At 39.2% G+C, this 15,529-nt stretch carries 14 protein-coding genes and 1 pseudogene; 10 read left to right on the forward strand and 5 right to left on the reverse strand.

Going from position 1 to position 15,529, the window contains the following annotated elements:
• Window positions 1-84: 84 nt before the first annotated feature.
• The 4 genes from MHI51_RS14655 to MHI51_RS14670 all read left to right on the forward strand — a co-directional run bounded on the left by MHI51_RS14655 (window position 85) and on the right by MHI51_RS14670 (window position 5,361).
• A complete protein-coding gene (locus MHI51_RS14655) occupies window positions 85-768 on the forward strand; it encodes an ABC transporter ATP-binding protein (RefSeq protein WP_076125806.1) in 684 nt (227 codons plus the stop codon).
• A complete protein-coding gene (locus MHI51_RS14660) occupies window positions 765-3,368 on the forward strand; it encodes an ABC transporter permease (protein WP_076217524.1) in 2,604 nt (867 codons plus the stop codon). The genes MHI51_RS14655 and MHI51_RS14660 overlap by 4 nt, the downstream gene beginning before the upstream one ends.
• A gap of 144 nt (window positions 3,369-3,512) precedes the next feature.
• Window positions 3,513-4,907, forward strand: a complete 1,395-nt coding sequence (locus tag MHI51_RS14665; protein ID WP_405173989.1) for a protoporphyrinogen oxidase — start codon at window positions 3,513-3,515, stop codon at window positions 4,905-4,907.
• Window positions 4,908-5,094: 187 nt separating this feature from the next.
• Complete coding sequence (locus tag MHI51_RS14670) at window positions 5,095-5,361, forward strand: CD3324 family protein (RefSeq protein WP_038570858.1); 267 nt, start codon at window positions 5,095-5,097, stop codon at window positions 5,359-5,361.
• 65 nt (window positions 5,362-5,426) lie between these two features.
• Here the strand turns inward: MHI51_RS14670 and MHI51_RS14675 are convergent, their stop codons facing one another.
• Complete coding sequence (locus MHI51_RS14675) at window positions 5,427-5,846, reverse strand: hypothetical protein (protein ID WP_405173990.1); 420 nt, start codon at window positions 5,844-5,846, stop codon at window positions 5,427-5,429.
• A 20-nt stretch (window positions 5,847-5,866) separates the two neighbouring features.
• Window positions 5,867-5,981 (reverse strand): annotated as a pseudogene (locus tag MHI51_RS14680) (DUF2935 domain-containing protein); the annotation flags it as partial.
• A 325-nt stretch (window positions 5,982-6,306) separates the two neighbouring features.
• On the opposite strand from MHI51_RS14680, the gene MHI51_RS14685 reads away from it, so the two are divergent.
• Complete coding sequence (locus MHI51_RS14685) at window positions 6,307-6,858, forward strand: GNAT family N-acetyltransferase (RefSeq protein ID WP_405173991.1); 552 nt, start codon at window positions 6,307-6,309, stop codon at window positions 6,856-6,858.
• A gap of 190 nt (window positions 6,859-7,048) precedes the next feature.
• On the opposite strand, the gene sleB is transcribed toward MHI51_RS14685, so the two are convergent.
• Window positions 7,049-7,690 carry a spore cortex-lytic enzyme gene (gene sleB, locus MHI51_RS14690; protein ID WP_405173992.1) on the reverse strand — a complete coding sequence of 214 codons (642 nt, stop codon included), beginning with the start codon at window positions 7,688-7,690 and terminating at the stop codon, window positions 7,049-7,051.
• 175 nt (window positions 7,691-7,865) lie between these two features.
• On the opposite strand from sleB, the gene MHI51_RS14695 reads away from it, so the two are divergent.
• Window positions 7,866-8,417, forward strand: coding sequence for a YdhK family protein (locus MHI51_RS14695; protein ID WP_076217528.1), 552 nt, complete (start codon window positions 7,866-7,868; stop codon window positions 8,415-8,417).
• A 91-nt stretch (window positions 8,418-8,508) separates the two neighbouring features.
• Here MHI51_RS14695 and MHI51_RS14700 read toward each other — a convergent pair whose 3' ends face one another.
• Both MHI51_RS14700 and MHI51_RS14705 read right to left on the reverse strand, forming a co-directional pair.
• Entirely contained in the window at window positions 8,509-10,143 is a 1,635-nt protein-coding gene (locus MHI51_RS14700) for an MDR family MFS transporter (protein ID WP_076276465.1), read from the reverse strand.
• 29 nt (window positions 10,144-10,172) lie between these two features.
• Window positions 10,173-10,601: a MarR family winged helix-turn-helix transcriptional regulator gene (locus MHI51_RS14705; RefSeq protein ID WP_036678010.1), complete on the reverse strand. Its 429-nt coding sequence runs from the start codon at window positions 10,599-10,601 to the stop codon at window positions 10,173-10,175.
• A gap of 268 nt (window positions 10,602-10,869) precedes the next feature.
• Here MHI51_RS14705 and MHI51_RS14710 point away from each other — a divergent pair, with 268 nt between their 5' ends.
• From MHI51_RS14710 to MHI51_RS14725, 4 genes are all read left to right on the forward strand, one after another.
• Window positions 10,870-11,931, forward strand: a complete 1,062-nt coding sequence (locus tag MHI51_RS14710; protein WP_076125793.1) for an AAA family ATPase — start codon at window positions 10,870-10,872, stop codon at window positions 11,929-11,931.
• 2 nt (window positions 11,932-11,933) lie between these two features.
• Window positions 11,934-13,733 (forward strand): DUF2201 family putative metallopeptidase, encoded by a 1,800-nt coding sequence (locus MHI51_RS14715; RefSeq protein ID WP_405173993.1) that lies wholly within the window; start codon window positions 11,934-11,936, stop codon window positions 13,731-13,733.
• 36 nt (window positions 13,734-13,769) lie between these two features.
• Entirely contained in the window at window positions 13,770-14,231 is a 462-nt protein-coding gene (locus tag MHI51_RS14720; RefSeq protein ID WP_076308578.1) for an NUDIX hydrolase, read from the forward strand.
• Window positions 14,232-14,302: 71 nt separating this feature from the next.
• Complete coding sequence (locus tag MHI51_RS14725; protein ID WP_405173994.1) at window positions 14,303-15,373, forward strand: stalk domain-containing protein; 1,071 nt, start codon at window positions 14,303-14,305, stop codon at window positions 15,371-15,373.
• The last annotated feature ends 156 nt before the right edge of the window (window positions 15,374-15,529 follow it).

Below are 15,529 nucleotides of genomic sequence, written 5' to 3' on the forward strand. Positions count from 1 at the left end.
TAGTGACTAGAATGTCACTTAAGAGTCACTGAAGAGTCATTGTAGACAGATATACTGATCTCATCAACAAATGGGGGTCTAACAATGGATATTTTAAAGATTGAACATCTGTCTAAAACATATGGTAAAGGCGAGACCGCAGTAAAGGCTCTGGATGACGTATCTTTTTCAATTAAAAAAGGTGAATTCGTAGCGATTATTGGACCATCCGGCTCAGGAAAATCAACTATTCTGCATTTATTAGGTGGGGTGGATAGACCGACAAGTGGTAAAGTATTTGTAGATAACACGGATATTTATGATTTGAATGAAACACAGCTGGCGATCTTTAGACGCAGACAAATTGGTCTTATTTATCAGTTCTATAATCTCATACCGGTGCTGACGGTTGAAGAGAATATCACACTTCCGTTGCTGCTCGATCAGCATAAAGTGGATAAGAAGCAATTTGCAGATACCGTGAAGGCGTTAAATTTGGAAAATCGTTTAAACCATCTGCCGAATCAGCTATCAGGCGGACAGCAGCAGCGGGTATCCATAGGCAGAGCATTAATTAGTAACCCTGCAATTATGCTGGCAGATGAGCCAACTGGTAATCTAGACAGCAAGAATAGCAGTGAAATTATTGAATTATTAAAAATGTTTAATAAAACGTATAATCAAACACTGATTGTGATTACTCACGATGAACGTATTGCCTTGCAAGCAGATCGGGTTATTACTATTGAAGATGGAAGGATCGCTAAAGATGAGGTGATTCGTCCGTGAATATTGTAAACAAATTAACTATAAGACATTTGAAACAGAATAAGCGAAGAACATTGGTAACTATCATTGGAGTTATCATTTCAGTAGCTATGGTAACGGCTGTGGCGACGTTAGGTTTTTCTTTTATGGAATTAATGAAGAAGCAAAGTATCTCTACAAATGGAGAATGGCATGTCCAATATAGAAATGTTACTAAAGCTCAACTCAAAGCGATAGAAACAGATGATGCGACAAAAGCCCTAGTGATCTCCAACGATCGTGGCTACGCCCCTTTAGAGGGTGGGAAGAATGAGAATAAACCCTATTGGTATATCAAGGAATATAATGCAGCTGGTTTTAAACAATTTCCGATTGAACTGCTGGAAGGTAGACTCCCGAAGACAAACCACGAAGTAGTCATTTCTGAGGAGATTGCAAAGAATGCAAAAGTCTCTTACAAGATTGGTGAAACTTTAACGCTTGATGTGGGTGAACGTGTCACTAGCGATGATGAAAATAGTGGGCAACCCCTATCTCAGAATGAACGATTACGGACTGAAGAGGATACCCTGCTTGAAAAGATTATTCATAAAAAATCAATGAACTATACGATTGTGGGAGTGATAAAACGTCCTACTTGGGAACCAACATGGTCTCCGGGTTATACTGCCATAAGTTATGTGGATGAAAGCATGATTGGAGCAGCTGAAAAAACCACAGCGACGGTTGTATTAAAAAAGGTGGACAGCTCCATATACAAGCATGCAGAGGAATTGGCAAAAGAAAATAAGATCGAGTCGATCTCTTATAATAATAGTCTGCTCCGCTATTATGGTGTGACGAATAACGATGGCTTACGTAACACACTTCTTTTATTGTCAGTAATTATTATGGTTGTGATTATCATTGGTTCCGTTTCTTTAATCTATAATGCTTTTGCAATCTCTGTCTCGGAGCGTGCACGTCATTTAGGGATGCTCTCCAGTGTAGGGGCTACAAAGTGGCAAAAGCAGAATTCAGTGTTTTTTGAAGGAATGATTATCGGTTTAATTAGTATTCCAATTGGGATCATTTGCGGTATAGCAGGCATCGGGATCACTTTTATGTTTATCAATTCGATGATTAAAGATGTATTAGGGATAACTGAGAGATTAACGTTGATTGTTACACCTCTGTCTCTACTAACCGCTTGTTTAGTTTCAATACTGACAATTTTTATATCCACCTATCTTCCAGCCAGAAAGGCTTCAAAGATCTCGGCAATTGATGCGATCAGACAAACAACCGATGTTAAGCTCTCAGGTAAAGCGGTGAAAACATCCAAGTTCGTGCGCAGATTGTTTGGTATTGAAGCAGAAATTGGTTTGAAGAATTTAAAAAGAAATAAACGCAGGTACCAAGCAACCGTGTTCTCACTTGTCATTAGTATTGTTTTATTTTTATCTGTATCAGCGTTCACTTCTAATATGAGAAGATCGGTAGAACTCTCACAGGATGGTTTGAACTATGATATCCAAGTATATATGGGGACTGAGGACGCTCAAAAAGTGGACCGGTTGACGAACTCGATATCCAAATTACCTAATATAACGGAATATAATGTGACTAAGGAACTCAGTGTGAGTTCATGGATTGATGAGAAAAATATGGCAAAAGAATTGCAAGAGATTGTGCAGGCGGATAAGAGTGTTCTAAAGAACGGGAAATATCCTTACTATATTCAGATCTATGCACTAAATGAACAGAGTTTGAAAACCTATGCAGAAACGGTCGGTATAAATTATGAACAACTAACGAAGCTTGATCAGATGACTGCTATTGTGAATGATACGGTTACCTTTGAGGATGAGAAAGCTAAAAAAATTGTTGAGACCAAAGCTTTTCACTCTGAAGTCGGCCAAAAGCTTGAGCTTATTTATACGGATTGGGATACCAAAAAAGAGACGGATTTATCACCAGTAAAAATTGTCGCTCTAACTGATAAACGTCCAATGGGAGTACATTCAGCAATGGTTGGTGGAATAAACATCATCGTCTCTGAACAAGTCTTCGATAGACTAACAAATGATGCAATGAGCAAAGATATTCAAAGCCGGCTTAACTTGAACAGCACAAACCCATTAGCGACACAACAAGCCATAGAGGAAATGAAAGAGCGGAATATCTATGTTCAAAATGTGTATCAAAATAGACAAAATAGTGAGCAGATGATCATGTTAATGTCTATTTTCACCTATGGTTTTATTGCTTTGATTACTTTAATATCAATTGCGAATATTTTTAATACGATATCAACTAGCATATCTCTTCGTAAAAGAGAGTTTGCGATGCTGAAGTCTGTGGGCATGACGCCAAATGGTTTTAATAAAATGATTAATTACGAAAGTGTTTTTTATGGAATAAAGTCACTACTATATGGGCTTCCGATTAGTATAGTTATTATGTACTTGATCTATAGATCAATGATGAGCAGCTTCTCTTATGGATTCACACTTCCGTGGATGAGTATCTTGTGTGTCATATTGGCAGTGTTTATCATCGTTAGCGCAGCCATGTTATATTCAAGCTCAAAAGTGAAAAAAGAGAACATTATCGATGCATTGAAACAGGAAAATATATAACTATTACCCCATCATTGCCGCGTTTAACGCGGCTTTTTTGTGTCATATCTGACACGTTGGTATGTAAATTCTTATAAATTCCTATGATATAATGTACACAATTGAATTGATACAGATTATAACCACGAGGTAGGTGTCAACGAATTGAGAACAGTTGTCGTGATTGGCGGGGGAATTACTGGATTGTCTACCGCTTACTATTTACAGAAATCTATAGAGCATAACAAGCTAGATGTAAAAATCGTTTTGGTTGAAGCCAGCGATAGACTGGGCGGCAAAATCAGAACACTAAAACAAGAAGACTTCATTATGGAGTCTGGGGCAGATTCTATTGTCACCCGTAAAACGAATGTTGCACCTCTGATTGAAGAGTTGGGTATACAAAATGAGGTTGTATATAACGCGACAGGAATATCCTTTATTTATACAGAAGGTAAACTGAAGCAAATTCCTAAAGATGCAGTCTTTGGCATTCCGCTCAGTATGGAGTCGCTTGCTACAACAGAACTGATCTCAGCTGAAGGAAAGGTTGAAGCACTCAAAGATTTCTACACTCCCAATAATAAGTTTACGAAAAACGATTCCGTGGGTGATTTTCTAGAAGCTTTCTTTGGTAAAGAACTTGTCGAGAAGCAAATTTCACCGGTTCTTTCAGGTGTATATTCCGGGAAGCTAAGCGAACTTACAATTGCCTCGACGCTGCCTTATTTGATTGATTATAAGAATGAATACGGCAGTATTATTCAAGGCTTATCCGCAAATAAAGCCAAATTTCAAGGGAATGGTGATAAGAAGTTCATGTCATTCAAGGGAGGTGTATCTGCCTTGATCGACTCTATGGAAGAACATCTTTCTAATTTGGAGATCATCAAAGGGATTCGTGCCGAAAGAATTGAGAAGCGTGGAGAGCAGTACCAGGTAACTTTGGCAGATGGACGAATCATAGACTCCGATGTTGTCGTACTTGGAACGATGCATTCTACTGCACAAGCGCTACTTCAAGACGAAGAACTAAATGAAGATTTCAATCAGTTATATAATAGTTCTATGATTAGTGTATATTTAGGATTTGATATCCCCGACAGTCAGCTGCCTGCGAATGGCACAGGGTTCATCACTGCCAACAGCGATGATGTTCTATGTAATGCGTGTACGTGGACAAGTCGTAAGTGGGAGCATACGTCAGGACAACAGCGTCTGCTTGTCAGACTCTTTTATAAAAGCTCAAACCCTCATTATGATTCGTTGATCAAGCTATCTGAAGAGGAACTATTGAAGGTGGCTTTGAAAGATATACAGACCAGTCTCGGGATAACAGGACAGCCAGCTACCTACGATGTGACCAAATGGCATGATGTAATGCCAAATTACCATAAACTTCATCATCAAATTGTAGTATCCTTAGAGAAGAAGATGACAGACAGGTATCCTAATGTTATCCTTGCTGGATGCTCCTATTATGGTGTAGGCATTCCAGATTGTATTGCGAATGGAGAAAAGACAGCTGAGCGTATTCTGAAACAAGTAATTACACATTAAAAAGGAGGGTGTACAATCGTGAGAAGATTAGCGATCAGCTCTATGCAAAGTCTAGACTTATAAACAACGGCGGTTGTTTGTATAGAGCGAAAAATTGATTTTACCGCTAGTGCAGTGTGCATGGGTTGTTTAAAGAATAGACTTTGCTACCTTCAAACTCATAAAAAGTTTAAGGAGCAGAGCGATTATGAAATATGTAAATGCAGATACGATTTTCCCAAAAGAATTATTAGAGGAAATTCAGAAATATATCAACGGGGGTATGGTTTATATCCCTAAGCCTGAAGAATCACATGTAAAATGGGGCGAAAAGTCAGGGAGCAGAAAATACTTAAGATCTAGAAACATCGAAATCTGTCTAAGGTTTGCTGTGGGTGCAACGGTTGACCAGCTTTCAGATGAATATTGCCTATCTAGGGATAGTATTAAGAAAATTGTTTATTCAAAAAAATAGCATCCAAAAAAACCACGTTAGAGGAAACTCTGACGTGGTTTTTGGAATTTAATAATAATTTAATCTTAAATACCATACTTTTTCCGATATTTATTGATCCCATCTACGAACTGTCCTTCATACTTCACGCCTTCATCCATCTTTTTATTTGCCGCATTAATAGCTGTACTCGAAACTTTTGTTTTGTATAGTGCTTCTTTCATCATTGTCATTGCTTCTAATTGCAACTTAATCGCTTTTAAATAGATTTCATGTAACGCCTGCAATTCTGTATTGGGTGCTTTAATTTTTTTCGCCTCTATTACCAACTTAGTGTAATTAGGAATGATTACATTATTGAACGCTGTATAGCGTTGTTTTCTATTGTTACCTGTATCTATTCTGTTCTTTACATATGCCTCAGAGGCAATTTCATCAAATTTAAAAATCGCTGCTATTTGATTAGAATAGGTTGTGAAATCTATTACTTCTTGTGGCGTTTTCATCTTTTCTTCATAATCTGCCCTAGTTGCGTGTCTTCACAACGAAACCCAAGGTTTAAGAAAAAAAGAGTGTTCTTTGATGATTCGTGACCAGAATCTTATTTCATCTAGAGGTCTCGAAACAAAAGGATCCGGCATATCTGAATACACCCCCCATTTTCATACAATTATAATATGCGTGAGGTTTGTACTATATCCGCAAAAGTTAAGACGAGTATATAGAAGTACAGTAGGTACGGTTAACTTAATTATCAAATATAAATGGTGACATTATATAAAAATTAATTCTAATCGAATATGGCATATAACTAGAGCGAGGTCGTAATTATACTAAAAAAGAAGTGACATTAGACAAGAACTTGTGGAGGTATGATGGAGATTAAGCTTGTTCCAGTAACCATAATATTTTAGTGATCTCCATAAATATATTCAGGAATTCGACAGAAGGTAGGGAGGGAACGACATGAATATCACAATCACCTTAACTGACAGTGCCTCGAAGTTTATTATTAACAACCTTTACCCACTATACTTACACGATCTATCAGAAATATGGGGGACGATTCCTAATCTATACGGGGTTTTCGAGGAGGACGAGACACAGACACTGCAGGAACAGAATAAAGTATTCGACATTTGGTGGGAGAAAGCTGGCATTTTGTATCCTTATTTAATAAAAGAAAATGATATCCCAATAGGGTTTGCATTAGTTGCTACACCACCATATACTCCGTCTGCTTGTGAATTCTATTTGAATGAATTTTTTATTCTACGGCCTTTCCGTGGTAAGGGGCTCGCTGAATATGCGGCTAAGGAAGTCTTTAAGCTTCATTTGGGTAACTGGGAGCTACAAACGAATCCCACGGATACAAATAGGAGAGCACAGCATTTTTGGAGGAAAACTTTAAAAGAATACACTGGGGATAGTTATTTAGAGGAATGCGGGAAGTCATATGATGATGAATTAAAGATGATTTTTACATTCAATAACCAATCAGAATTATCGAATCCATAAAAGGGGATTTCGAAGTTATGTTTAAGAATTCATTCCTAAAAGCAAAAGCTTATAAGTACAATTCACTGCAATATTTGGTGGCTTTAGTGCTTGAAATGGATGCTAACACAACCGAATAGGTTTAATAATAAAAGCCGATCTAACTATCGTAGTTAGATCGGCTTTTGTTGATCTTAGCTATTTGATGTAATTAACTCGCAAATATATGCTTACCAATTTTTAAGTTTTGCGGACGTGACCAAATCCATGCACTAGTTGCTGTATCGGGATTGAAATAATAGATTGAATGGTTTGTGGGGTCCCAACCTCGAACAGCATCAAGAGCAGCTAAATAAGCTGTCTGATTTGGTGTAAGCCAATACTGGCCGTCAGACACGGCTGTGAAAGCTCCTTTTTGGAATACAACTTCTTTAATATTGTCAGGAAATTGACTAGATTGTATACGATTCATGACTACTGCACCCACTGCAACTTGTCCAACATAAGGCTCACCGCGAGACTCACTGTAGATAACTTTAGCCAAAATATCCATTTCATTAATATTTAGCGTGTGTTTTTTTAAAATATTCCAAGTTTTTGTCCCCGAAATTCCATCAGCGCTTATGCCATAGGCCTTTTGAAATTTAGCAACCGCTGCTTTCGTTTGTGATCCGTATACCCCATCTAAGGGCTCAGTATAGAAATCAAGGGTTTTTAATCTATATTGTAGATCCCATACATCTCCTGAAGAACTTCCTATGGTTAATAGCGGAGCTGCATTAGCAGAACCGATTATAGTAGCCATGCTCACCAGACCCAAAAGAAGCAACAAAGTGAATATTTTAGTCTTCATTATAGTAGCCTCCTTTCAGAAAACATTATAAATATAGTTTAATCATTGAGACAACACTCATTTAATGGAAAATAAATTACTGTTTTACAAACTGTAAATCCTTAGTTCCGTTTGTGATTTTCTGAAATGGGTAAAATAATACTTATAGGCAGATAAAATTTCGGAGGTCTTTTATATGAAAAAGCAATTATTTCTACTAGTCGTCGCAGCTGCTTTCAGCTTAAGTGCTTGTAGTAATGACAATAGCTATGGCAATCAGATGTCTTCTAACGATACACAAATGGAACATAACTCACATTCAAGTTCAGGTGAAGTTCCAAAAGATCTGAGGGTAGCGGAGAATCCTACTTACAAAGTAGGAAGTGAAGCTGTGATCCAAACTGACCATATGGAAGGGATGAAGGGAGCCATTGCGACAATTGTGGGAGCTTATGAGACGACAGCATATAATGTTTCCTATAGACCTACTACAGGAGGTCAACCGGTCACAAATCATAAGTGGATTATTCATGAAGAAATAAAAGAAGCAGATGATATATCCTATCAACCAGGCTCAGAGGTTATTATGGAAGCTGATCATATAAAGGATATGAAGGGTGCAACGGCTCAGATTAACTCCACAGAAAAAACCACAGTCTATATGATTAATTACAAACCTACTACGGGTGGAGATGAAGTGAAAAATCATAAGTGGGTAACAGAAGATGAGCTTTCACCTGTAAAATAATAGATCAACACAAAAACTGCAACTTACTCAGTTACGCATGAGTACGTTGCAGTTTTTGTTGTTTTATAGTCAGCTTCAAAATAATTTGCGGTTAGGCTTTATCCACTGCAAGTTTTGAAGATTTCATGTTTGACAGGTCCTGTTCAGCTTCTTCAGGAACTGGCATTTGGTTAGAAGTACGAAGTGGAAGCTCCTTCAGGAAGAAGACAAGCACGAAAGCTACAACAAGCACAATGGTCCCGGTTAAGAACACGGATGACAATGTCTGTCCTAAAGCATCACGGATACCCTCAATCATTTGTAAGAAGACAGGCTGTACATCGGCTGGCAGACTAGCTTGAGTCTGTTCAAGCAATGGTTTGTTCATTAATGCCTGTGGATTAGCGAAGGAGAGCATTTGCTCAGCAAGTTTTGGATCTATCTGTGTGAAATCCGGTGCTGATGACGATTGCAGAGCTTCCTTCAAGTTTTTAGTAAGACTATTGGACATAACGGTACCCATGACTGCGATACCGATCGTACCGCCTAAATTACGGAATAATTGTGAGGAGGCCGTTACTACACCCAGTTCGGTGTGTGAAACCGCATTTTGAGTAGCTAGTGAGAATACTGGCATCCCCAATCCCAACCCAAGACCAAACACAATCATACTTAGGACAGCCATCGGTACATTATTCATAAATACCATAATTGTCATACCGGCAATCATAATGGGTATTCCAATTAATGCGTAACGTTTATACTTCCCTTTTTTCGCCATCTTTTGACCGGTAAGGGCACTGGCTACAACCATAACGATCGACATTGGCATAGTAACATACCCTGCATATGTCGCGGAGATCCCCAGAACACCTTGTACGAAGAAGGAAAGATAGATCATAGCTCCCATCATACCGAAGTTCATAATAAAACCAATAATATTAGATATGGTAACTACACTATTCTTAAATAGATGAAGCGGGAGAATTGGATTTTTAGCTTTGGATTCGACAAAAATAAAGAGAAGTGCCGAAACGACTGTTCCCGCCAACAGGCCGAGAATTTGCGAAGAACCCCAATCATATTCTGTACCTGCCCAGGTGAAGGCAAGCAGTAGAGGAACGATGGTAGTTGTCATTAACAAGGAACCTAAATAGTCGATGCTGGTTGACTCTCCGCGTTTGCCTTTAGGAAATAAGGTAAGAATCATCACGAAGGCCACTACACCAAGCGGTAGGAAGATCCAGAACAGCCAATGCCAATCCATATTGTCGATCAAAAAGCCTCCAAGCGTTGGTCCAAGCACACTGGAGAAACCGAATACGGCCATCATCAACCCCATCCATTTACCACGTTCACGCGGAGGGAATAAGTCACCTACGGCAGTAAATGCGGTGGATTGAATAATACCTGCACCTACCCCTTGAATCCCACGATAAATGATAAATTGATAAACATCGGAAGATGTTCCTGTCAGAAAAGCCCCAACCATAAATAATAGAATACCTGCTAATAGAAAGGGTTTACGTCCGAACATATCAGATAACTTACCGACAAGAACGGTTGCTATTGTTGATGTTAATAAATAAATGTTAATAGTCCAAGTATAGTAATCCATGCCATCAAGAATTGCGATTATACGCGGCATAGCAGTACTTGTAATTGTCTGATTAATCGCTGCGAACAGCATTGCAGCCATAATAGCTATCATAATACTAAGTTTTCGTTTGCTGGATAAATGTTCCATTCGATTGTTTCCCCGCCACTTTTTAAATTTTATCTTTTGTCTAAATCAGAAATTATAACTGCGAAAATTCTTCTTAAATGCTCAATATCTTCATCGGGCAGTATCTTAAAGTAAGATTCCATAAGTTCTTGATGGCGTTCCTGCACCTCTTTAATCGTTGCTTCTCCTTTCTGCGTAATGGTGATGTGTACCACTCTTCGATCATCCTTGGCGCGTTCCTTATTTACGTAATCTTCAGCGATTAATTGGTCTGTTACGCCTGTAATTGCTGCTGAGGTAATACCAAGAGCTGCAGCAATCTGTGATACGTTTTGTGGACCGTTCTTAGATAAAGTCCTGAGGGTTTTGAACTGTGTAATATTTAGGGGGTAGTCTTGTTTGTTCCAATCTTGAGAGATTCCTTTTAAAAAGGATTTGAACATAGTAGAAATCTGAAGAAAATCTTCATTATTAGCCAAATCACGCCTCCTAAAGTTATGAAATAGGGCGGAATAAGTAATTCCGTTAAATTTTAGATAACAACTAAATGATTAACTACTTAATTATTAAAGCGTGAAACAATATATCATCCTTTTTTATATCTCGTCAAGAAAAGGTTTGTTTTTTCGAATGAAATAGAGTGGGTTGATAATATTGTTGTTGAAGTTCGTTCCTGAGCTAATGAATTATTTGTTATACTGTGTATAGTTATCGTTATTATCATTACATTAAAAAAGGAGCATTTATTTGAATCTAGCAACTCCTGTAACACCTATTCAACTTATGCAAGTACTTCTAAACGTTTCTGTGATTCGCCCTGTTTTTATCTGGGGGGCGCCTGGTATTGGGAAATCTTCGCTAGTAGAAGCTTTTGCTGATCAGGTGGGTCTTCCTTGTGTGTCTCTATTAGGTTCTCAATTAGCACCTGAAGACATCATTGGAGTCCCGCAAATCGTTAACGGTAAGAGCCAATTCTGTCCTCCAAAAATGATTGCTCGGGATGAACCTTATTGTTTGTTCCTGGACGAGCTTAATGCCTGTTCTCAAGAAGTGCAAAAAGCTTTTTATAGTCTCATCCACGAACGCCGCATAGGCGATTATCACCTACCTGAGGGCTCTATAGTAATAGGAGCTGGTAACCGTGCACAAGATAGTGCAATTGTTAAACCTATGTCCTCCGCGCTTATCAATCGGATGTTCCATATACAGTTAAATGTATCGTTTCAGAATTGGATCTCTTGGGCATATGAGCATAGCATTCATCCTATGGTTATTGAATATCTGGAATTGCGTCCCGATCATTTGTGGAGTGCACCTCCAAAGACTGAAGAGCCTTTCTCCACGCCACGCTCTTGGCATATGCTTAGTGATGCACTACATGAGTTTGGCGATGATATAAATGCGGATACCGTGGGGATTTTAGCGAATGGTTCACTGACACCTGCTCACGCCACACAATTCAGGGCTTTTTATAAAAATCTAACTGGAAAATATGAACTTAATCAAATTATAGATGGTAAATCCTCATTTCCAACGGCTCCAGAAGATCGGGATCTCCTGTATTTCCTGGCGCAATCCTTGCGTGCCCAGATTATCAAAGAACTCCCTCCGATTAAAGATAACGTACGAGATGGACATCGCCAATTTGCACACACTGTTAAAAAGCTGATTAAAGACTTGTCCGTCATTAGCTTCGAAATTGCACAGCTAGTAGTTGCTAAGCAGGAACAAAGTGATAATATTCCAGATTGGTTAATGGTTGAAATTGTACGTGATTTACCACGTCTTGCAATAAAAGAGCGGGGGTAAATATGGCTAAAAAAACAACTCCAGATAATCCCGTTTTGAAAAATTTTAATGAAGCATGTTCGTTAATCACGGATCATCCTATTTTTGCGCCGTTATCTGTTCGAGTTTCGATTATTCATAATGAAAATAGTCCCTATCCTGAAGACGGCTGGGCAATTGTCACTAATAACGGTTATATTTACACTCATCCTAAAAGGCGTGGCGAGGTTGCTGAATGGATATACGTTTTGGCACATTGTTTTCTTCATTTAGGTCTTGGACATTTAAAGATTAAAGAGAATCAAGTGGCGTGGAACGTTGCATGTGATGTGTACATAGCAAAGTTTTTAAATGACTTGAAGCTTGGAAAAGTACCCGCAGATATGGAGTCGCGAATTGATCTTACAATTAAAGATGAACAACAGCTTTACGAGCAGTTTATGATAAAAGGAATTCCGGACACCTCCAGATATTTTGGGACTGCGGGTGTTTCAAAACTGGATATGAATGTTAGAGAAACCACCAAAAGATACTGGGGAAAAGCACCGGATTGGGAGGCCTATTTTGCTTATGGGTTATCTAATGCTGTGACGAATGCAGTAAGTGTTGCTGGAGGCCATGCTAATACTATTAGTGACCCTGCACTTTCATTAACTGCTCCACAACGTGCAAAACGATGGTTTATGGACAGATATCCTTTATTAGGTGCGCTTGCCGCCGGCTTTGAGATTATAGAAGATCCAGCGATATGTCGGCGATTTGATATTTCCATAGCTGCCATTGACGTTATTGAGCGCAAAATATTTATGAACCCTGCAGCCGGACTAAACGACGAGGAGTGTATTTTCGTGATGGCGCATGAGCTTCTGCATGCGGGGCTTCAGCATCACGAGCGATGTCTTGGCCGGGATCATTATCTTTGGAATGTGGCTTGTGACTACGTAATAAATCTATGGCTAGTAGAAATGAGTGTGGGGGAGTATCCGCGAATTGGACTCTTATTAGATCCTGAGCTTAAAGGTTTATCTGCTGAAACGATTTATGATCGTATGGTCGGAGATATCCGCACTTATAAGAAACTGGCGACCTTGAGAGGGAATGGACTTGGTGACATTTTAGATAACGGTTCATCAAGTTTTTGGGATGCGAGAGAAGGACAGACGTTAGATGATTTCTGTAAAAATGCTATGCAACAAGGACTGATGTATCATGAAGAGCAAAGCCGCGGTCTTTTGCCATCAGGCCTAGTTGAAGAGATTAGAGCGCTAGGCCAGCCACCTATTAAATGGGATGTAGAGCTTGCTCGTTGGTTTGATCATTATTTCTCACCGCTTGAGAAGACCAGATCTTATTCACGAATTAGCAGACGTCAATCTTCTACGCCTGATATCCCTCGACCACAGTGGGTTCATAGCGGCGCTGCAGATGATGGCCGTACTTTTGGAGTTATTTTAGATACCTCAGGCTCAATGGATAAAAAGCTTCTGGCCAAAGCATTAGGGGCCATTTCAAGTTATGCGCAGGCTCGTGATGTTCCTTTTGCACGGATTATATTTTGTGATGCTTGTCCTTATGATGCAGGTTTCATGCCCCCCGAGGCTATCGCAGATCGGGTACAAGTGAAGGGAAGAGGGGGAACGATCTTACAACCAGCTATTGATTTGATTCAACAAGCTGAGGATTTTCCGAAAAAAGGACCACTTCTAATTATTACAGATGGTTATTGTGACAAGCTGACCCTTAAAAGAGACCATGCTTATATTTTGCCCAAGGGAAATGACTTACCTTTCTCACCCAAAGGACCTGTATTCAGAATAAATTAAGGCTTAGAATAAATTTAGAGCGAGGTAACAATGGATATGAATCCCCCCAAACATATTCTTTCAGCAGCTACAGTTGTATTCAATGATCAAGAAGAAATCTTATTAATAAAAGGTCCACGTAGAGGCTGGGAGTTGCCAGGCGGACAGGTTGAAGAGGAGGAGTCCCTTATAGAAGCAGCAATCAGGGAAGCCAAAGAAGAATCGGGCATTGATATAGAGATAAATAAGTTCTGCGGAGTTTTTCAAAATGTTGATCGATCTATTTGTACTAACCTATTTCTAGGGAAAGCCATCGGCGGCGAACCTGCTACTAGTTCCGAGAGCTTAGAAGTTGGTTTTTTTTCGATAGAACAAGCATTGGAAATGGTCACATGGAAAAACCTCAGACTGCGGCTGGAGTATTGTCTAAATGATGAGGTGCAGCCTTTTTACGTAGAGTTACGGGGTACAGAAGTTGAAGAAATTATATTTAAATTAGAAAACCAGCAAACTTTTTAGAGTCCTCCTGCGTCCTAGCTAATGAGTGTCATCGGAAGGCACTTATAAATAGAGATGGAGGATGACGAGATATGAACAAAAGAACAAAAAATCTATTTAAAATGAGTGCAGTTGGATGTGTAGCCATTATGGGAGTGAGTGCAGCTTCTTTACCGGTTCATGCTATGGTTTCCACACAAGTAACAGCTAATGTTTCTGCGGCTTTACCGTCGAAGGCACCAGCCCTTGCTGGCATAAAAGTGCAAGAAAAAGTACTTAACACAACAAGTAAATACCTGATTGCAGATTTAAAAGTACCACAGCTAACAGGAATGCTGGATACTCATTATCAAGATGAACTGAACGATATTATCCTCTCTCATGCTGAAAAGGATCTGGCACAGTGGGAGGAAGACGCCGCAGAAATGGGCAAAAAAGCACAGGCTGATCAAATGGAATATCATCCTTATAATCTTTACATTACTTATGATCTGAAATCAGATGGAACAGGTTCTCCAGCAGGCGTTATCTCCTTGACTGTTACTACTGAAGGTTCTGAAGGTGGAACAAGCATGCCGCGGATCGATACTTATAATGTGAAAAATATAGCTGAGGCAGAACCTGTTGCACTAACGGATCTACTGGGCGCTAACTACAAAGAGAAGCTCGATGCAGACATTCTGGCAGCGATTAAAAAGGATTCAGATAAATATTTCTTAGAAGAGTACACAGGAACTTCAACTGAGCAGTCGTTCTATATCGATAAAGGTAACTTAGTAATCGTATTCCCTAAATACAGCATTGCGCCAGGTTATGTAGGTTCACCAGAGTTTCGGTTCAGCTTAAATCATAGTTCAACGGATACAACTAAGCTTGATTTGAAAAAAGTAGCTACTTTCACGAATAAGAAAGGCGTGCTCATGGTATCGCTTCGTGATGTGGCCAGTCAACTAAACTATGAATTGAAATGGAATCAGTCTACCAAAACCGCTGAGTTGATGAAAGGAGCACAGTGGACAAGTGTTACGCTTAACAAAGATTCATACTTCTTCGCAAGAATGACTCCTAAAGCTTTAGGTGCCGCACCTGTTCTGCAAGATAACAAAACCTATGTACCTGTTCAATTCGTATCAGAAATTCTTCAGGTTGAAGTTCAGAAATAACCATTTAGAAGTTTGTGAAAGTAGTTTGATTTATTAAAAACATCCCGCAGGGTAATTCTTGCGCGGGTGTTTTTTTACTTTTGATAACAGATTAACCAGTTTAAAGAACTTTTTGAGCTGCTCCTGCGTCCTGCCTATGAACAACAAATTAAGGGT

This window comes from Paenibacillus sp. FSL H8-0260 (assembly GCF_045040625.1).
In the GTDB taxonomy this organism is placed as follows: Bacteria; Bacillota; Bacilli; order Paenibacillales; family Paenibacillaceae; genus Paenibacillus_AQ; species Paenibacillus_AQ odorifer.

Excerpts from the sequence above, each read along its gene's own strand:
- sleB (WP_405173992.1), bottom strand. The coding sequence starts at position 7,690 with ATGAAGACTAAAATATTCACTTTGTTGCTTCTTTTGGGTCTGGTGAGC.
- MHI51_RS14695 (WP_076217528.1), top strand. The coding sequence starts at position 7,866 with ATGAAAAAGCAATTATTTCTACTAGTCGTCGCAGCTGCTTTCAGCTTA.
- MHI51_RS14675 (WP_405173990.1), bottom strand. The coding sequence starts at position 5,846 with ATGAAAACGCCACAAGAAGTAATAGATTTCACAACCTATTCTAATCAA.
- MHI51_RS14715 (WP_405173993.1), top strand. The coding sequence starts at position 11,934 with ATGGCTAAAAAAACAACTCCAGATAATCCCGTTTTGAAAAATTTTAAT.
- MHI51_RS14720 (WP_076308578.1), top strand. The coding sequence starts at position 13,770 with ATGAATCCCCCCAAACATATTCTTTCAGCAGCTACAGTTGTATTCAAT.
- MHI51_RS14725 (WP_405173994.1), top strand. The coding sequence starts at position 14,303 with ATGAACAAAAGAACAAAAAATCTATTTAAAATGAGTGCAGTTGGATGT.
- MHI51_RS14670 (WP_038570858.1), top strand. The coding sequence starts at position 5,095 with ATGAAATATGTAAATGCAGATACGATTTTCCCAAAAGAATTATTAGAG.
- MHI51_RS14655 (WP_076125806.1), top strand. The coding sequence starts at position 85 with ATGGATATTTTAAAGATTGAACATCTGTCTAAAACATATGGTAAAGGC.
- MHI51_RS14685 (WP_405173991.1), top strand. The coding sequence starts at position 6,307 with ATGAATATCACAATCACCTTAACTGACAGTGCCTCGAAGTTTATTATT.
- MHI51_RS14700 (WP_076276465.1), bottom strand. The coding sequence starts at position 10,143 with ATGGAACATTTATCCAGCAAACGAAAACTTAGTATTATGATAGCTATT.